This is a genomic window from Allopusillimonas ginsengisoli, from assembly GCF_004153455.1.
Lineage (GTDB): Bacteria > Pseudomonadota > Gammaproteobacteria > Burkholderiales > Burkholderiaceae_B > Allopusillimonas > Allopusillimonas ginsengisoli.
This window is the reverse complement of the sequence record NZ_SDQE01000001.1, coordinates 1-18212: the sequence shown is the minus strand read 5'-3', so window position 1 is coordinate 18212 and position 18212 is coordinate 1. Positions and strand designations below refer to the sequence as shown.

Sequence of the window (18212 nt, the reverse complement as noted above, 5' to 3'; positions counted from 1 at the left end):
ATCCCTGTTCAATAGAAAAGCGATCTTCGCCGATGATGCATACCTATGGACGTTTCATCATTCAGGCGTCGTTCGGCGCGGTCGTCATCGTGTCGTTGTTGACGCAGCTTTCTTGCATGAAGCGCTTGGTAAGCCCTAAGCCTGCCCTGCAGTTCGAACCAACGGTTATATGCTGCAGACAGATATTCGTTCATTCGTGCCAACACTGTATTCTGATTGGCGATCACCGTGTCCAAAGACGTGATAAACCGCTGAACGTTCTGGTAGTTCGAGACGGACAACCCTATGCCGAAATGCTTTGCGAGGTTATATCGGTAGTCTTCTTGATAGCTTTTCAGTGTGTCCAGTTGACGCTGGGCAATGCGCCTTTCCTGTTGGATCCGGCGTAGTTCTTGCCCGGCGAGATCAACGTGTGTCTGAGCGAGTTCTGTCAAGGTATTGAAGGATTGGCTTCGACTCATTGGTGAATATCTCCAGGTACTGGCGAGCTGCCGCCAAGCAGGTTATGCAGGCTTTCCACTGCCTCCTGGTAGCTGGTTCTGGCAGTTGTGTTCTGCCTGAGATAAGTCTCCAAGTCAGTGTATCTGGCTATGGCCTGGTCTAAGAAGGGATCATTGCCTGATGCGTATGCGCCTACCGCAATCAAATCCTTGTTGCGCTGATAACATGAAATGAGTCTCTTGAAGTACTGCGCTTGTGCGAGCTGCTCTGGCGGAACGATGGCCGTCATGACGCGAGAGATGGAGGCTTCTATGTCGATCGCAGGGTAGTGGCCTGCTTCGGCCAAGCTGCGAGATAATACGATATGGCCATCCAGTATGGATCGCGCAGCGTCTGCGATGGGATCTTGCTGGTCATCGCCCTCCGTCAAGACGGTGTAGAAGGCGGTGATTGAGCCAGGCGGCAGGCCCGCTGTGCTGGCGCCGTTGCCGGCGCGCTCGATCAACGCGGGAATGCGGGCAAACACAGAGGGCGGGTAGCCCTTGGTCGCGGGAGGTTCTCCTATGGCCAGCGCAACCTCTCGCTGAGCCATTGCATAGCGAGTGAGTGAGTCCATAATGAGTAGCACATGGTGGCCTTGATCACGAAAATACTCGGCCAGTCGTGTTGCGTAGGTGGCGGCCTGCAGTCTGAGCAGTGGCGATACGCTGGCTGGGGCGACGACCACCACGGCTCGGCTCAGGCCTGCCGGGCCGAGGTTATGGTCGATAAACTCTTTGACTTCCCGGCTACGCTCCCCGATCAGGCCGACGACAATGACATCTGCCTGCGTATAACGTGCCAGCATGCCTAGCAGCACGCTTTTTCCCACGCCTGAGCCGGCGAACAGACCCAGCCGTTGGCCTCGACCGATCGTAAGCAGACCGTTGATTGCGCAAACACCGACGTCAAGAACGGTGTCAATTGGCTGTCGGTCAAATGGATTGAGCCGGGGAGCAATCAGTGAAGACGTTTCTAAGCCGATTAGATCGCCCAATCCGTCCAGTGGATTTCCGGCGCCATCCACGACGCGCCCGAGCAACGCATCGCCAACCGGCAGACGACGTGGTTGGGCTGTGAGGTTGCCCGGACAACTTACCTGATTGCCTTCGTGATTTGAACCCGCAGAGGAAGCCCCGGGAACAACAGGCGCGCCTGGCGTCAGACCCGAGATGTCGCCTTGCGGCATAAGGAATAGCGTTTGTCCATGAAACCCCACCACGTCCGCTTCGGTCCAGTGATTCCCGTCTGCCGACATGTCGATGCGGCAGGCAGCGCCTACGGCGAGGCGAAGCCCAGTGGCTTCGAGGACCAGGCCAGTTGCACGCGTAATCCTGCCCTGCCGGGCCCAGGTATCAACCGATTGCACCAAGCGCGCGTGTTTGTTCAGCAGATTGCGCCAGCGCGAGCCAGCGTTGTCAACATGATGTTTGGCTGCGTCGGCGCTATGGCGTTGATGGCCGCGCGAGAAGGCGTCAGTCGCCATACTGTGAGCTTCCGGGGGAGGGACGAGGGCGGCCAAGAGAACCCAGGATACGTTCCCAACGCGTGGGTAGTGTGGCGTCTATATCGCCGACTGCTGAGCAAGCAGCGCAGCCGCCCCTTTCTATCGAACTGTCCGCTACCAACCGCCAGGGGCAACTGCTCTGGATGGTTTCTATCTGATCCCGCACAAGTTGCAGGTCGTCTGGATGCATACGGAGCGTCAGCAGAACGTGATTGCCTTGATAATCTGCCAGTACATCGCGCACAAGCTCAAGTATGGCTTCGGACTGCGCCGCCAGACTGTTTTTCACGAGTCTCCTGGCAATACATACTGCCAGGTTGACCAGCGCTTCGCCGACAGAAGATTCGAGCTGTTCAAGTGACGCAGCGCAAGCGTCAGCCAGTGTCGTCAAACGCTCTATCTCTGCGTGAATTTTGGCATATCCCTCATGACGGCCTGCGGTGGATCCCTCTTCGTACCCATTGTCATATCCGCTGGCTCGGCCATCAGCCATGCCTTCGGCAAAGCCCTGCGCATAGCCTTGAGCATGTCCCAAAGCATAGGCCTCTTCGCGGAGGTGGTCGGAGTTGATGCCTGTCGTTTCACCGCGACTGCACTCAATGAGGGGGCATTGCTCGGCATCGGTCACATGAGTGGAACCAGCATGGCTTTCGCAAAGAGGTTCCGGCGGGGTGCCGACTGCCTTGTGCGCCAAGAGTTCATCGGGTTTCCAAGGTTGCCATGGCAGCGGATTCGTCTGCCCAGGAGCGCAATCAGACGTACTCATCAGTGGCCAACCCACTCAGATTGAATGCGCCTGACTCAGCCAGCCGGCGAGCGACCTGCACTATACGTTTTTGCTCCTCCTCGACTTTAGACATACGGACCGGTCCCTGTGCCTCGAGGTCTTCTCGCAGCATGTCGGCCCCTCGCTTGGACATATTGCGAAAGATTTTCTCGCGTAGCTCTATGGGGGCGCCCTTCAAAGCAATGGTCAGGTCGGCACTGTCGACTTCCTTGAGTATGAGCTGAATAGCTGAATCCTCGACGCTGATAAGGTTCTCGAACACAAACATTTCTTCGATAATGCGCTGTGCTACATCCGCGTCGAGATCGCGCAGGCTCGCAATAAGCGCGTCCTCGTCCGCCGCACTCATAAAGTTCAGTATTTCAGCCGCAGTCCGCACGCCACCCATTTTGCTCCGTTTTGCACCTTGACCCGACAGCACACTGTTCAGCACTTCGGTCAGCTCATTGAGCGCGGCAGGCTGTACGCCGCCAAATGTGGCAATGCGCAGTATTACATCATTGCGCAATCTCTCGTTCAATGAGACTAGTACGGCAGAGGCGCGTTCGCGTTCGAGATGAACAAGTATCGTGGCGATAATCTGAGGATGTTCATCGCTGATGAGCTCGGCAACGCTGGTGGCGTCCAGTGTGTTCAGAGCGTCGATGCCATTGTTCCCGTCGGCGGCTTCGAGAATGTCCTCTATCAGACCGGCTGCGCGGTCGCTGCCTAACGCTTTGTTCAGTACCGAACGAATGTATTCTTCGGAGCCCAGAGAGACGGAGAGGAACTGGTCTGCTTCCTGACGGAACTCCTCCAGAACAACATCGACATCGGCCCGCGTGATATGTCTTAGACCGGCCATGGCGCCACCGATTCGTTGCACATCGCGCGCTGATAAATACTTGAACACTTCGGCGGCCGCATCCTCTCCGAGTGACATCATCAAGATCGCACAGCGCTCCAGCCCTTGATCAACCGTTTTCATGTTTGTTCTCCATCCAGGAACGCAATACCATGGCGACAGCGCGAGGATCCTTAACGGCCATATCACGCGCGGTGTTCAGGTTTTCTTCATGGCGGCTCAGCTCCCGTGCCAGTCGTTCTGCGGCCTCCTGCTTGTCAGCGGCGCTTTCTGGCTCAGCGCTTTTCTCTTCTTCTTCCTGTGCCTTGATACTGGCGCTGATCACATTTTCCATCAACGGTTGACCGATTTTCTGCCAAAGCAGGTAAACGGCCAGCAAAACGAGCAGATACTTGGCGGCACCCAGCGCATGATCAATATAGGTGGGGTTTTTCCACAGCGGCAATGATTCCGGAACCGTTTCGTTGAACTGGCTATTGACCACGCTGAGAGTGTCTCCGCGCTCGGCCGAATAGCCCATGGCGTGTTTGACGAGTTGATTCAGCTTGGCAAGGTCTTCGGCAGGAAGGGGTTCAGGACCGTCTTCTGTGCTGCGGTAATTGACGACCACAGCAACCGACAGCCGCCGCAGCGTACCCAGCGGGCTTTTTACGTGCCTGACGGTGCGGTCAAGCTCATAGTTGATCGTGGCGTCACTGTTTGTCGAATCAATGCCCTGTTCTGTGCCGCTGGTCAGTGCCGGCAACCTGTTATCGGTTCCCGGTGGCGTAAGCAACGTTGTTGCGGTGGAAGAGGCCGGAGGAATCTCAATTGGCGCGATAGCATTGGGTGGTGGTTGATTGCTCAGGGCGCCAGGCACGCCCTGAGGCGGTACGGCGTTGCGCTGCAAGGATTTGCTGGTTTGCTTACTGCGGATGGCAGCCTGATCCGGGGCCTGGTTCGGACGGTAGGTTTCTGAGGTTTGCTCATGCTGCGAAAAGTCCATATCGGCGCTGACCTGCGCGCGTACGTTTCCTGGGCCTACCAGCGGATTCAGCAATGTAAGAATGCGTTGTACCGTGCGTTGCTCAATGTCATTGGCCAGCTTTTGACGTGTCGCGTCGGCGGATGCCTCGCTATCGGGCAAGGTCAGAAGACGCCCATTCTGATCCACGATGGATACTTCGCTGGCCGGCAGGCGGGGAACGCTGGATGACACCAACCAGGCGATCGCATTGACCTGGGATTCAGTCAGGCTTCGGCCTGGATACAGTGTGACCAATACCGATGCCGAGGGAGTTTGCCGTTCGCGGACAAACAGTGACTCTCGTGGAATGGCGAGATGAACGCGCGCTGACTGGATGGCATGTAATGCCTGTATGGTGTTGGCTAGTTCGCCTTCAAGCGCACGTTGATAGGTGAGCTGCTCGGCAAATTGACTGGATCCAAGCCTAGCCTTGTCGAGTAACTCAAACCCCGCTTCCCCGCTGCGCGGCAGCCCCTGTTGGGCAAGATGCAGGCGCGCTTCGTGTACCTTGTCGGCCGGGACAAGTATTGCCTGTCCGGTATCCGACAACTGATAGGGAATATTCATTTGCGTGAGCGCGGTCACGATTGTGCCGCCATCGCGATCGGACAGATTGGAAAAAAGAACTCGATAGGCGGGAGAGCGACTCCACATGACGAGCGCGATCGCGATCGCCAGCGCCGCTGATCCAAGCAGCATTTGTATCGGGCGCGGCCAGTGCAGTGGCTTGCCCAGGAGCGGAAATCGTGCCGTTACCCACGTTGTTGGATTCATGCCCGTCCTCGGGCGCGGAATTTGGGTGGCTGGCGAGAGAAGGAAAGAAGGGGAGGGATGGAAGATATAGACATGCGGGGGACGAGGTAAATGAGTCCGAGATTATTGTCGTTCGGTACGACGCAGCATGCGTTGAACAGTGCTTGTTTTGAGGCCCATTTAGCTCTAATGGCTAGTGCGACCTTGAATGGTGGAACAGGCAGGTATTTTCCCGCCACAATGCGCGCTCATCGACGAATGCGGGCCGCTACATTACCCGTTGCATATTTTATGGTCGATAACGTTATGTCACTGAGTCAACTTTCTTTCATGGAACCCAGGCTGACCGATATGCGCAACGCAGTACGGCAACTGACGCTGCCTTCCGTGACCGCAAGCCATGATGTTCAAGGGGAGGGCGGATTCGCCGCCGAGCTGACGCGTTCGCTAGCCCGTGTTTCGGCCATGCAAAATAGCTCCGCTGCGCAGGCACGTGCATTTGAACTTGGTGTTCCCGGTGTTGCATTAAATGATGTCATGCTGGATATGCAGATTGCCGGATTAGCCTTCAGTACAACAGTGCAGGTGCGCAATCGTCTTGTTGCGGCGTATCAGGAAATCGCCAGTATGCCGGTTTAAAGCTGCTTGCGTCTGGTGCTTACGTGCACAAAATAGTCCAGCGCTTTGGCTGTGTTGCTGCCTTGAGCATGTTCGTAATTGGCTAGGCTGGAACACCTGAAGGGAGATTGTAATCATAAAGGCGTAGCACGCCGATAGTAGGCAGCCAACATGCTTTGCCCTTGCTTCAGCCGTCCGATCTGTTTTCCGAGGCGAGCAAGTTCGGGCGCAACGAGTATACGTATGTTCGCATCATTCTCGAGAATTCGCGTAATCAGGTCGCGACGGGCAATCCGGTCTTTATCGCTGAGCCCCTTGTGCTGACGCAGGTGTTCCACTGACTGGGTGTATAGCTCAAACAGGGCGAGGACTTGCACCCAGTCACCCGCGCGGGCTGCGTCGAGCATGCGGCGCGATATTTCCTCTACCGCGCGATAATGGCTGATCAGCGAATCAATCATATGCAGTCCCATTCTGTTGCGCGGCAAGTAATCATTCGGATGCAGGCGTGTTTGATATACCCGCCGCCACCTTCCAGGCCTCGCCGATATTTCTGAGGAGCCGTTCCGCCAGCTCCAGTTTTTGCATGTCTGCGTGAAGATTTGCGAGCATCAGGTTTTGAATGGCCAGATCGTAGACGGTGACCAGTTTGGTGGCCAGGTCTCCACCGACCTTGTGATCCAGGCTGGATTTCAAGCCTGACTCTATGATATCTATCGCTTTTGAGATTGCCAGCCCCCGGTCGGAAATGTTGCCGTTACGCAGGTGCAGGCGAGCCCGTTGTATGGCGGCCAGAGCGCCATCGAACAACAAGGCAATGAGCTGTTGCGGGTTGGCGCCCAACACCTGGGTTTCCAGACCTATCCGGGAGTAAGTGAGCGTTGCTTGCCGTATCCTGGCGCTTGCGTGATGCAGCATGGTTCTCTTCATTTCTGTTTGGCGGAACGTTCCAACATGGAGAGCTGCTGGGTTAGATAATTGCTCAGAGAGTTCATTTGCGCCACCATGGCATCCAGTTGCACAAATTGCTTGCGGTAGGTTTCCATTTTTGCATCTATGCGGGCCGAGACGGCCTCGAACTGTTTGTTCAGTGCCTTGAGCGTGGTAGTCATTGTGGCGTTGATGCGCTCAAGTTCACCGCCAGGCTCGAGGTAGAGATCCGCGATGCTGGAAATCCGGCTTCCGAAACCATTTTCGCCGGTGAGCAGTGATTTTACCTGGGACAAGTTGTCCTTTATTGCCTTGTCGAGCCGGGTGTCATCAATGGCGAGCGTGCCGTCGGGCTTGCTTGTAATACCGAGCTCGGGCAACGTAAGTGTGGTGGCGCCGTTAACAGAAGTGTGAAGGCCTTGGCGTAGTCTTTCGGGAAGTCGACGGGCCAGGCCATCACCCGTGAGCGGACCGCCTTGTTGCTTATCCGCGTTGTAGGCTGTAAGCGACTTGATAACACCTTGCAGATTGTTATACGCGCCCACAAATGACCTGATGGCAGCGTGAGCCGCAGCATCGTCTCGAGCCAGGGTGAGCATGTGGGGTTCACCCGTAGCGGTTGTGCTCGAAAGCGTCAGGGTGACGCCTTCTATTGCATTGTGCAGGGTGTTGCTGCTGCTTTCCAGCTGTATTCCGTTGATGTCCAACCTGGCTTGTTGGGCGGCTGTCTCGGCGAGGTTTCCCGCAGATCCTTTTTCGAAGGCGAGCAGTGTCTGCAAGGCTGTTGCATCTGTATTGGTGTCCACAGCCGCGATTGTGATGGATTAGACTTCATTGTCTGTTCCGGAATCCGCTGTAGTAAGCAGCAAGCGATGCGGCGAATTGCTTCCGTCATTGATGAGCGTGGCGTTAAGACCAGCCCCTGTATAGCCATTGATTGCCTTGACGATGCCATCCAGGCTTGTCTCTGATTGGCTGAGGGTAATGGTTCTGGGTTCTCCAGTTGCGAACGCGAAGGTGATGCTCACGCTTCCGTTTGCCAGCCTGGCTTCGCGATCCGCCTGCCCTGTGCTCGCCAGTGTCTGGTGCGTTGCCAGTTGCTGGATGCTTATGGCGTACTTGCCAGCGATGGCTGCTGTGGATGCCTTTGCGGTCACTGCATTGCTTTGCGAGTTAACCGCAAGAGCGCCGAATGTTGCCGGAGCCGCTAACGCCTGGGCGGCCGAGCGTAGGGACTGAACCGCGCCTTTTATTGAATCGTAAGCCCCGAGTTTTTTATGCGTGGAGGCTGCCCTGCTCTCTATCAGTGACAATGGCCTGTTTTCGGCCTTTCGCAGATCACTTAGCAGCGCATCGAGTGGCAGGCCCGAGCCTACGCCAATGGAAGAAATGGCCATGTATAACTCCGTGTGTGATGGGATGGGCAACTGGCGTCAGGCGGCGCCTTGCAGCGGTTGTTCCTGATGCTGCTTTTACGGCATGCGCCCAGCAAACTTTATCCAGGACACGCGATAAAGCCGGAATAGCATCAACAATTATCTGCTGATCACCCAAGCGCCTTGCTGACTGCGGCTCGACAATGCATTTTCTTTTCCTTGTCAGCAATGTGCGCGTATGCCCAATACCGAAGATCGCCTTCTTGGCCAGTACGCTTCTCTGGTCCGACGGCTGGCGTTGCAGTTGGCGGCCAGGCTGCCTTCCAATATCGAGCTTGATGACCTTATTCAGGCAGGTATGATGGGTCTGCTTGACGCGATTCGTCGCTATCAGCACGTGCAAGAAGCGCAGTTTGAAACTTATGCGGTTACCCGGATACGTGGTGCGATGCTCGATGAGCTTCGCCGGCTTGATTGGCTGCCGCGCTCCGCACGAGGCAAGGCGCGATTGATAGAGCAGGCTATGGTTAGCCTAAGCCAGAGGTTGCTCAGAAGGGCGAGCGAAGCTGAGATTGCCGCCGAGTTGGGCATTACGCAGGCGACCTACCGGCAACTGTTGGATGACGCATGTGGTGTTCAGGTGATTCACTACGAAGACATGGCATTTGATGGCTCGGAGAATGGTATGGAATGCGCCTTGGCTGGCGAGTTTGTACAGTCGGCGCAACGGCGGAACAATCCTTTGAATCAAGTGATCTCGCGGGATTTGCACCGGGCAATTGCCGACGCGGTTGAAGCCTTGCCTGAACGGGAGCGGCAATTGCTTTCTCTTTTGGTCGAGCGCGAGCTTAACCAGAATGAAGTTGCGGTAGTGATGGGAATCAGCGAAGGGCGCGTCTCTCAGCTGCGAACGCAAGCCATTGTGCGGATACGCGCGGCGCTGGCCGCGCTGGCACAGGAAGACGGCTGGAGCCATTTGGAATTGAAGATTTTTTGCTCAGAAGTTTCTTAAACGGCGCGGCCCGCCTGATTTCAGTGGGCCGCGCCGTCTGTGGCGGTGTTTGCGTATTAGCGCAGCAGCGACAGAACAGTCTGAGGAACTTGGTTGGCTTGTGCAAGTACGGAAGTACCAGCTTGTTGCAGGATCTGAGCGCGCGTCATGTTCGATACCTCGACGGCGTAGTCTGCATCTTCGATGCGCGAACGTGCGGCGGACAGGTTGGTAACCGTGTTGTTCAAGTTGGCAATCGTGGACTCGAATCGGTTTTGTACTGCACCCAGTTCACCGCGCAGTTCATCCACGCGTGACAGCGCAACATCAATCGTTTGCAAAGCCTGAGTGGTGCGGCCTTCGCGCAGATCCGTCAGATTAAGGGTCGCGACGTCGATAGTGAAGTTGGCTTCGCCCTCGGTGCTAAGGTCGGCATTGGAAGGATCCAGGGCCAGATACAGATCTTTGGTCACACCTGCCTCGACCTTGATGCCATTGTTCGCCAGGTTGGTGATTTCCTGCGCATCAGAGGTGGTGATGGAGAACTTTGCGAACCAGTTGCCAGCGCCGTCCACTTGGGTTTCAGTGGTTACCGACACGTTGTCTGCGACAACGCCCAAGCGAGCTGCCAATGCGCCTTGCATTGTATTGGCGCCACCACCTGCAGCTGCCGCAGCAACGGGCACTGCCGCCGCAGCACCCGACGCTGCCACTCCAGATGCTCCTTGTACTCCCGCTGCTTCGGGGCCTGCGGCAGCAGCGGCTGGCCCGGGAGGGGCGGCGGGCGGCGTAGCGGCAGCCGCAGGGGCGGCGCCTCCCGCGGAGATGGAGCTCGCCGCGACTTTGGTGGTTGTGCCGAATGCTTTCTGAAAGTCTGCAGCCGCGGCATTTGCACTGGTCGCGCCGTCCGTGCGCTTCAAGGGGCCCGTTACATTGAATGTAGACAATCCGAGCGACTGTGCATCTATCGTCCGAAGGTTGATCTCGATGGTTTCATGGTCATTGGATCCCACCTGAATTGACAGTTTTCCGGCGTCTTGGCCCAGCACGTTTACACCGTTGAATTGTGTTTGTGCCGACACGCGGTTGATTTCGTCGAGGCGTTGGCCGATTTCATTCTGGATGGATTTAAGGTCGGATGCGGAGTTGGTGCCATTGGCCGCCTGAACCGACAGGTCGCGAATGCGCTGCAGGTTGTTGTTGATTTCGCTAAGCGCTCCTTCGGTGGTTTGCGCGATGGAGATGCCGTCGTTGGCGTTGCGGGTTGCTTGCGTGAGGCCTTTGATATTGGCCGTGAAGCGATTGGCAATGGCCTGGCCGGCAGCATCGTCTTTGGCGCTGTTGATTCGCAGGCCCGAAGAAAGGCGTTCAATTGCGTTGCCCAAGGCGGATTGTGATTTCAGCAGATTGCCTTGAGCAACCAGGGAAAGCGAGTTGGTGTTGATAACAGACATGTTTTAACTCCTGAAGGAACGATGTATGGCGATACATATTCGCCTGTGTTCAGGGGAAACAGCCTATATTCCAACGCCGATCGTGCCGCGTGAGGCAGCTGTTCGGTAAGGAACGGCTGCTGTTTCCCCTGTTCATCGGGGTTTACGGTCTGCACGGCAGGAACTTTAGTACGTTCTGGCTAAAGGAGGGGGCAGGGCGTTGAAGCAGGCATGCCGCGAAGGCCGAAGCCTTGGCGGCATGCCATCCTCGTCTATCAATAAAGCACTTTTGGCAGCCAGAGGCCGATAGCGGGAAACAGATATAGCAGCACGATCGCTATGATTTGTATGCCCATAAAGGGCAGCATGCCCGCGAAAATCTGGTTCAGCGTTACGTGCGGTGGCGCGACGCCTTTCAGATAGAAGGCTGACATGGCTACGGGTGGCGACAGGAAGGCTGTCTGCAGGTTAAGCGCGACCAGCAGTCCGAAGAACAGCGGGTCGATCTGATAGTGCGCCAGCAGAGGCAGGAAGATAGGCATGAAGATCACAATGATCTCTGTCCATTCCAGAGGCCAGCCCAGCAGGAAAATAACAATCTGCGCCAGTATCATGAACTGCACTGGGGTCAGATCCATGCCCAGCACCCAATTATTGATGATCTCCTGACCACCAAGCAGTGCGAAGGCTGCCGAAAAGATACTGGATCCCACAAACAGCCAACACACCATGGCGCTGGTCTTGGCAGCCAGGTACACCGATTCTTTCAGCATGGGCATGTTGAGCCGTCGGTAGGCCAATGCGAGCAGCAGGCCGCCGAAAGATCCCATGGCAGCGGCTTCGGAGGGCGTTGCAAAACCGAAGACGATGCTGCCGAGTACGGCCAATATCAGGATGGCCAGCGGAAAGAAGGAACTCAGCAGCATCTTGAATATTTCAAGATGCGCGAAGCTGAGCGTGGCGTAGTAGATGAGCAGTATGATGACGCCGATCGCCAGCGTAATCCAGAATCCAGCAGGCGCCGAGGGAGATGGGATTGCATCCTCCGCTTCCTGGCTTGCTTCGGCAGCATCCTCTGTGGCAGATGAGGCTGGGGCTTCGGCGCCTTCGGGTTCCTGCAGCCCCGTACTGGACGGTTCCTGCAGACCACCATCACTTTCGGGTTCTTGCAGGCCCATGTACCCGTCAGGTTCCTGGAGCCCGCTATATGTTCCCTCATAGCTGCTGCCCAGCCCCATCGGCATCAAGCCTGACTGCTGTTCCGGCGCGGATTGCGTCACAATCTTATAGCTCATACCCATGGCGGCCGCAAAGACCAGCGCGGGTAGCAGCGCAATGACCATATGACGGAATAATATCCCCGTCGGCACATTGACGTTGCGGCGGCCCTTCATGGCCATGATCATGCCTGGCAGTGCCCGCTTGCTCAGCGTGTCGCGTATGGTCTGGGCAAACTCGGGTAGTGTGACTCGCCGTTCTTCTTCAGTCAGCGGGGGGGCTGACTTGGGGCTCACCTTGGCGACGATCATGACATACACCACATACAGCGTGGCCAGCATGATCCCAGGGAAGAACGCGCCCGCATAGAGTTTGACGACCGACACACCCGCCACCGCGCCATATACGATGAGCAGAACCGAGGGGGGAATCATGATGCCCAGACATCCGCCGGCAGTGATGGATCCTGCCGTGAGTCTGATACTGTAGCCCGCCTTGAGCATGGCGGGCATCGCCAGCAAGCCCATCAGGGTGACGACGGCACCGACAATGCCTGTGGCCGTCGCAAAGACGGCGCAGGTAATGATGGTGGCGACAGCCAGAGAACCGGGAACTCTCGCCATAGCCAGGTGCAGGCTGTGAAACAGTTTTTCGATCAGATTGGCGCGTTCAACCAGATAGCCCATGAAAATGAACAAAGGCACGGCAATCAATACATCGTTGGTCATGACTGCGTAGGTACGCAGCACCATGAGATCGAGCGTCTGTTCAATCGCGATCTCGGGACCCATGCCTCGATAGGCCAGATAGGTGAACATGACTCCCATGCCCATCAGCGTGAACGCCGTTGGGAATCCAAGCATGATGGTGACGACGATTAGCGCCAGCATCAACAGCCCGAGGTGACCATTGGTGATATCGGCGGGTGCCGGCATCAGGATGAACAGTGCAATGACGATGGCAATCAATATGGAAAGCCCAAACCAGACCTCTTTCCTCATGACGGGCTCCCCTTTTCTTTTGTGTCTTCGGTGACAATCTCATCGAGCTTCTCGATGTCTTCCGACTTGACGTTGACCATATCCATAAGCTTGTCGACGTCGACTTCTTCCACGTCTTTTTCGCGGCTTGGCCATGCGCCGAGCTTGAGGCAACGGATGCAGTAGACAACTTCTACGAATCCTTGCAACAGCAACGTAACGCCCGCAAAGGGAATGATGAACTTGAAGGGATAGATGGGCGGTCCATCGGCCGTGATCGTGGAATGCTCATTGATCATGTAGGATTCCAGCGCATAGTTGTAGCCGGCCCATGCCAGTGCGATGACGCCTGGGAAAAAGAAAAGGATGTATAGCGTGAGATCCAGTCCGGCCTGAAGGCGTGGCGGGAAAAAACCATACAGCACATCTCCGCGGACGTGGCCATTCTTGGATAGTGTATAAGCGCCGGCCATCATGAACAGCGTGCCGTACATCATGTTCATGGCGTCGAACGCCCAGGAATGCGGCGAAGCAAACGCGTATCTTGAAAACACTTCGTAGGTGACGAAGAGAGTAAGCGCCAGAACAAACCAGCCGAACAACTGGCCGATCCAGGTATTGACCCGGTCTATGGTGAGCAATATTGATTGCATGGTAGATTGCACCCTGCCTGAGAGAAAAGAAATCTCCGAGGCACTATAGCGGGTTGCTATAGTGCCTGAAGACAGCGCCGGGGTGGCGCGCCGTTAGACGGCTCAAGGGTGGATCAGCTCTGTGCCGGGCGTTTTTTGGCGAAATAATGGTTATAAGCCATTCGCCGGTTATTGTTGGTATCCATATCCCAAGACACAGCTCTTGCTGCAAAGGCGCGCTGCGACTCTTCGATTTCCTTGAACAAGGCGTTGGTTTCACCCTTCTTGGCAACAATGGTGTCCCAGGTGGTGAGTTGCTCTTGCAAAATGGCATCTGGCGTCTTGTAGAATTTCACGCCATCTTCCTGTTGCAGCTTGATGTAGTCCTGAGAGTAGCGATCAACTGCTTTCCACGACATATCCGCCGAGGCGGCTTCGACTGCATTGGCAATGATGGCTTTCATCTTGTCCGGGAGCGCGTTGTACTTGTCCTTGTTAAAGATGATCTCGAAGGTTTCCGAGCACTGATGGAAACTCTGCAGCATGCAGACCTTGGAGACGTCCGGGAAACCCAGCAGACGATCCGATGTGGCGTTATTGAATTCCGCGCCATCTAGCAGGCCTCGATCCAGCGCGGGAACGATTTCTCCACCAGGCAAGGCATTGACCGCGGCGCCCATGGCGGTGAACAGGTCAATGGCCAGGCCATTGGTACGGAATTTGAGGCCTTTCAGGTCGGCTGTTTTTGTAACCGGTTTCTTGAACCAGCCAAAAGCCTGGGTTGGCATGGGGCCGGTCAGGAACGACTCGACGTTGCCGCCGATTTCCTGATAGAGCTTGACGAGCAGTTCCTTGCCGCCACCATATTTGTGCCAGGCCAGAACCATATTGGCATCCATGCCAAATGCCGGGCCGGACGAATATAGCGCCAGGGCGTTCTGTTTGCCGTAGTTGTATCCCAGAACACCGTGGCCACCGTCAAGTGTGCCCTTGGATACTGCGTCCAGCAGTGCAAATGCCGGAACCACCGCTCCAGCTGGCAACACTTCGATTTTGAGTTCGCCGCCGGTCATATCATTGATCTTCTGGGCGAAATCAAGCGCGTATTCGTGAAAGATGTCCACCGTGGGCCAAGTGCTCTGGAACCTGAAGTTGGTGGTTCCCTGTGCTTTGACGATGGAAGGAAAACCCATGGACATTGCCGCCGCGGTTCCGGCGGCTGCGCCGCCTAGAAATCGGCGGCGCGCCGTCGGGGTTTGATTGGACGAGCCGTCCTTGCTTGACCTGCTGTTCATTGTTTTGTCTCCTGGCTTTTACTAGCTTTAGTATGGTGTGACCCAACGTTTATGATGTCTCGACTGCGGATACTTTTATAGGCGATGGACGACGCATAGTCAACAATTTGTAAGACAGTTAAAACCCTTATACCAGGATTGAAAACCTGCAGTTCTCCTATGGGCGGTCAGTATTTGTGGGAATATTTAAACCGGTTTTAAGAATGTTTGAACCGGTTTTAACAGTGCTGATGAGCGCTGTCTCGATGCAGGCGTTAGCGCATTGCAGGTGACGGGCCACAATGTGCTTGCACGAGCAATGCGAATGCAGGATCGGGATATTTGCGCGTCAGCTCAGCAGGTTGCGTTTCACTTTGTGCAGATGCAGATCGAACGCTTGCTGCGCGGCCGCCGCATCGCGAGACTGCAGCGCTTCGAAAATGGCTTTGTGCTCCGTTTCGCGTTCGGCCCGCCGCTCACGTGTTGCGTTGCGACGTTTGAGAGCCCCCCATTCCGCGATATTGCGGGCTGCGGTAACCATTTGGTAGATTGCGATAACTAGGCTGTTGTGGGTTGCGTTGGCAATAGCCTGGTGAAAGCGGCCATCCCAGGCCTCGAAATCATCCAGCGTTTTTGCCTTTTCGGCGCCTTCCATGGCAATGCGTATCTCTTCCAGATCGGCGCCATTGGCATGTGCCACCACCAGTAAAGGCAATTGTGGTTCGATCAGCAGGCGCGCTTCCATGATTTCCTGGGGGCTAGCGTCCCGGGCTTGATTCGATGACGAAATGGCAGTTGATGGACCTGCAATGTACGTACCGCTGCCCACGATGCGCACAATTCGCCCTCGGCCTTCAATGCGGCCCAGTGCAGCCCGGATAGCGCCACGTGTCACGCCATAGCGCTCTGCGAGCGCCCGTTCTGTAGGCAGACGATCGCCTGGACCATATTCCTTGCTGTCGATGAGCGCAGTGAGCGCGTCTTCCAGGGCAGCCGGTGACATCGCTGCACGGGATGCTTTGGTCATCGTGTGGAGGGACGTTGCCATCTCTTTCATACAAACAAATCCATGTATTGGTTAACCAATATCGTGAAATATACACCAATACGCCGAAATATTACATTAAAGGTTGACCAAAGTACCGAATTGCTGGCACCATGGGCGCACTTTGCCTGTTTAAATGGGCGCGGGGGAATGTCCCCATTTCTATATCTCTTTTATGAACGCCATTCTTTTCATTGAGTTGTTGATCATCGGCCTGGGTAGTGGGTTCCTGGCTGGCCTTCTGGGTATAGGCGGAGGCATGATCATGGTGCCCATCCTGACTTTTCTGTTGTCGGGGCAGGGTGTCGAGGGTGGCTTGGCGGTCAAAATGGCTATCGCCACATCCATGGCGGTGATCGTGTTTACGTCTATCTCAAGTGTGCGGGCGCATCACAAGCGCGGGGCCGTTCGCTGGGATATCGTGGCAAAACTGGCGCCGGGCATCATTGTCGGCAGTTTGGTGGGCAGTATCGGTGTGTTTTCGCTGCTCAAGGGCGCCTATCTGGCGATCTTTTTTGGTGTGTTTGTGGCGTTTTCCGCGACACAAATGTTTCTGAACAAGAAGCCACCCGCCAGCCGCGAGATGCCTGGCACATTTGGGCAGCTTATCGCGGGTGCAGTCATCGGCATGATTTCCGGCTTGGTCGGCGCGGGGGGCGGTTTTATCAGTGTTCCTTTCATGACCTGGTGCAATGTCGCTATTCACACTGCCGTTGCAACCAGTGCAGGGTTGGGCTTTCCCATTGCCCTGAGCAATGTGCTCGGCTATGTGGTGTCAGGCACCGCCGTGCAGGGGCTGCCGCCAGGATCATTTGGTTATATATGGCTGCCCGCCTTGGCCTTGATTGCAGGCAGCAGCGTTGTTACCGCACCCTTGGGTGCAAAGGCTGCACACAGCCTGCCCGTGCCAATGCTGAAACGGGTCTTTGCAACCATGCTGTATCTTCTGGCGATCTATATGCTCTGGAAAGGATTGGCCGGATAATCAGCGGGTTCAGCAGTTCGGGCAGAGCAGTGATTGGCGGCTTGTTTTTTACGCCGTCAGCGCATGGCGCATCGTGACATGCTCGATGCCTGCGTCCATATATGTACCCCCTTCGGCCACAAAACCGTGTCGGGCATAGAACCCTCTGGCGTGGGTTTGCGCCGACAGTACGACTTCCATATGACGGCGGCGTCGCGCCTCGTCTACCAGGGCGTCGAGCAATTTGGATCCTACTCCGCTGCCGCGGTAGTCGGCTTTGACAGCGATACGACCGATATGAGCGTTGGGCAGCAAGCGACCGGTACCGATGGCCTGGCCTTGTTCGTTATAGGCGACAGCGTGAACGCAGCGCTCATCTTCGGCATCCAGCTCCAGTTCAGGCGGAACGTTCTGTTCTTCGATGAAGACTTCTTGCCTGATTGCCATGGCATCGCGTTGGCAGGCTTTCCAGTCGCCGACAATGATCTTGACTGAGTGATTCACGAATTTCTCCTTGTTGTTCAATCGGCTTTGCCGACCAATAACCCAGCTGGCCGCATGCAGTCTGCGTTGAACAGCTTGTACCACTAACAGAGATTTATCATGCGAGTGCCCCGTGAGCAGGACGCCATGGGTGGGTGGCGCGGGAGCCTACTGAGGCGATCCGGGCGCGCAGGCTTCTCTCTTGCAGCGACCCTGCCGAATTTTACTCGCCTGGTTGCCTGGCGGGTGCAACATAGGGCAACAAGCGCGACAGTATGCGTCTGACATTTGGGGCTGTACTTGGCCAAAAAAATTATGCTATATTAGCGCTCTTTGGCGCATTAGCTCAGCCGGTTAGAGCGACGGAATCATAATCCGCAGGTCCCCTGTTCGAATCAGGGATGCGCCACCAAGGATTCTTAAGCAGTATCAAATACTTACGCCAGCCTTTAATCAGGCTGGCGGTTTTGTTTGGCTCTACCCCATAATTGAACTGACCCCCAAAAGTTGGACACCAATCCAACCTTCGGGGTGTTTTTTATGACCTGCCCCCGGAAATTGGACGGTTTAAAACTGGAGAGGGGCTGCCTCTTAGGGTTTCACTGACCACTTTTGGACGAACTCGCTTGGGGTCAGATGGCCGAGCGAGCCGTGGGGACGATAATGGTTGTAGTCGTGCTGCCAAGTCTTCATCTTTTCTCGCAGGTCGTACAGCGTGACGAATTCATGCACGTTAAGGAATTTGTCACGCAGCCGACCATTGAATGACTCGATTAAGCCATTATCGGTTGGTTTGCCGGGTCGCGTGTAATCGAGTTTTACGCCGCGCCGGTATGCCCAGTCGTCTAAGGCGCGCGATGTGAACTCCGTCCCGTTATCTACAGTGATGGA

19 protein-coding genes and 1 tRNA gene are annotated in these 18212 nt (G+C 55.8%); 4 read left to right on the top strand and 16 right to left on the bottom strand.

All coding sequences use genetic code 11. From position 1 onward, the window contains the following. Positions 1-8 precede the first annotated feature (8 nt). From fliJ to fliF, 5 genes are read right to left on the bottom strand one after another with little or no spacing between them, the layout of a single operon-like run. Positions 9-461, bottom strand: coding sequence for a flagellar export protein FliJ (gene fliJ, locus ERE07_RS00100; protein ID WP_130006816.1), 453 nt, complete (start codon positions 459-461; stop codon positions 9-11). Continuing rightward, complete coding sequence (locus ERE07_RS00095; RefSeq protein WP_130006814.1) at positions 458-1966, bottom strand: FliI/YscN family ATPase; 1509 nt, start codon at positions 1964-1966, stop codon at positions 458-460. Before ERE07_RS00095 ends, fliJ begins: the two co-directional genes overlap by 4 nt. Beyond that, positions 1956-2753: a flagellar assembly protein FliH gene (locus ERE07_RS00090; protein WP_130006812.1), complete on the bottom strand. Its 798-nt coding sequence runs from the start codon at positions 2751-2753 to the stop codon at positions 1956-1958. Before ERE07_RS00090 ends, ERE07_RS00095 begins: the two co-directional genes overlap by 11 nt. After that, entirely contained in the window at positions 2740-3741 is a 1002-nt protein-coding gene (gene fliG / locus ERE07_RS00085; protein ID WP_130006810.1) for a flagellar motor switch protein FliG, read from the bottom strand. The genes ERE07_RS00090 and fliG overlap by 14 nt, the downstream gene beginning before the upstream one ends. Next, a complete protein-coding gene (gene fliF / locus ERE07_RS00080) occupies positions 3728-5398 on the bottom strand; it encodes a flagellar basal-body MS-ring/collar protein FliF (RefSeq protein ID WP_130006808.1) in 1671 nt (556 codons plus the stop codon). Before fliF ends, fliG begins: the two co-directional genes overlap by 14 nt. A 285-nt stretch (positions 5399-5683) precedes the next feature. Here fliF and fliE point away from each other — a divergent pair, with 285 nt between their 5' ends. Next, the gene (gene fliE / locus ERE07_RS00075) at positions 5684-6016 is read left to right on the top strand and encodes a flagellar hook-basal body complex protein FliE (protein WP_130007651.1); all 333 of its coding nucleotides are present in this window, start codon (positions 5684-5686) and stop codon (positions 6014-6016) included. A 113-nt stretch (positions 6017-6129) separates the two neighbouring features. Here fliE and ERE07_RS00070 read toward each other — a convergent pair whose 3' ends face one another. The 4 genes from ERE07_RS00070 to fliD (ERE07_RS00055) are packed head-to-tail and all read right to left on the bottom strand — an operon-like array spanning position 6130 to position 8322. Beyond that, the gene (locus ERE07_RS00070; RefSeq protein ID WP_167670684.1) at positions 6130-6456 is read right to left on the bottom strand and encodes a flagellar protein FliT; all 327 of its coding nucleotides are present in this window, start codon (positions 6454-6456) and stop codon (positions 6130-6132) included. 31 nt (positions 6457-6487) lie between these two features. Beyond that, positions 6488-6913: a flagellar export chaperone FliS gene (gene fliS / locus ERE07_RS00065; RefSeq protein WP_130006804.1), complete on the bottom strand. Its 426-nt coding sequence runs from the start codon at positions 6911-6913 to the stop codon at positions 6488-6490. Positions 6914-6921: 8 nt separating this feature from the next. Continuing rightward, a complete protein-coding gene (gene fliD, locus ERE07_RS00060; RefSeq protein ID WP_167670683.1) occupies positions 6922-7731 on the bottom strand; it encodes a flagellar filament capping protein FliD in 810 nt (269 codons plus the stop codon). 18 nt (positions 7732-7749) lie between these two features. Beyond that, complete coding sequence (fliD, locus tag ERE07_RS00055) at positions 7750-8322, bottom strand: flagellar filament capping protein FliD (RefSeq protein WP_130006801.1); 573 nt, start codon at positions 8320-8322, stop codon at positions 7750-7752. Positions 8323-8539: 217 nt separating this feature from the next. Between fliD (ERE07_RS00055) and fliA the strand changes: the two genes are divergently transcribed. Beyond that, positions 8540-9313 carry an RNA polymerase sigma factor FliA gene (gene fliA / locus ERE07_RS00050; protein ID WP_130006799.1) on the top strand — a complete coding sequence of 258 codons (774 nt, stop codon included), beginning with the start codon at positions 8540-8542 and terminating at the stop codon, positions 9311-9313. A 56-nt stretch (positions 9314-9369) separates the two neighbouring features. On the opposite strand, the gene ERE07_RS00045 is transcribed toward fliA, so the two are convergent. The 5 genes from ERE07_RS00045 to ERE07_RS00025 form a co-directional block, all read right to left on the bottom strand. Beyond that, positions 9370-10746, bottom strand: a complete 1377-nt coding sequence (locus ERE07_RS00045) for a flagellin N-terminal helical domain-containing protein (RefSeq protein WP_130006797.1) — start codon at positions 10744-10746, stop codon at positions 9370-9372. 254 nt (positions 10747-11000) lie between these two features. Continuing rightward, entirely contained in the window at positions 11001-12944 is a 1944-nt protein-coding gene (locus ERE07_RS00040; RefSeq protein WP_130006795.1) for a TRAP transporter large permease, read from the bottom strand. Continuing rightward, entirely contained in the window at positions 12941-13576 is a 636-nt protein-coding gene (locus ERE07_RS00035) for a TRAP transporter small permease subunit (protein WP_130006793.1), read from the bottom strand. Before ERE07_RS00035 ends, ERE07_RS00040 begins: the two co-directional genes overlap by 4 nt. Positions 13577-13689: 113 nt before the next feature. Continuing rightward, positions 13690-14850: a TRAP transporter substrate-binding protein gene (locus ERE07_RS00030; protein WP_130006791.1), complete on the bottom strand. Its 1161-nt coding sequence runs from the start codon at positions 14848-14850 to the stop codon at positions 13690-13692. Positions 14851-15178: 328 nt separating this feature from the next. After that, positions 15179-15886, bottom strand: coding sequence for a FadR/GntR family transcriptional regulator (locus tag ERE07_RS00025; protein WP_130006789.1), 708 nt, complete (start codon positions 15884-15886; stop codon positions 15179-15181). Positions 15887-16049: 163 nt separating this feature from the next. On the opposite strand from ERE07_RS00025, the gene ERE07_RS00020 reads away from it, so the two are divergent. Further along, a complete protein-coding gene (locus tag ERE07_RS00020) occupies positions 16050-16859 on the top strand; it encodes a sulfite exporter TauE/SafE family protein (protein ID WP_130006787.1) in 810 nt (269 codons plus the stop codon). Positions 16860-16907: 48 nt separating this feature from the next. Here the strand turns inward: ERE07_RS00020 and ERE07_RS00015 are convergent, their stop codons facing one another. Continuing rightward, a complete protein-coding gene (locus tag ERE07_RS00015) occupies positions 16908-17342 on the bottom strand; it encodes a GNAT family N-acetyltransferase (protein ID WP_245153336.1) in 435 nt (144 codons plus the stop codon). A gap of 314 nt (positions 17343-17656) precedes the next feature. On the opposite strand from ERE07_RS00015, the gene ERE07_RS00010 reads away from it, so the two are divergent. Then, positions 17657-17733, top strand: a tRNA-Met gene (locus tag ERE07_RS00010). Between the two features lie 179 nt (positions 17734-17912). Here ERE07_RS00010 and ERE07_RS00005 read toward each other — a convergent pair. Continuing rightward, positions 17913-18212: integrase core domain-containing protein (locus tag ERE07_RS00005; RefSeq protein ID WP_130006785.1), on the bottom strand; the 300-nt coding region annotated here is incomplete at its 5' end.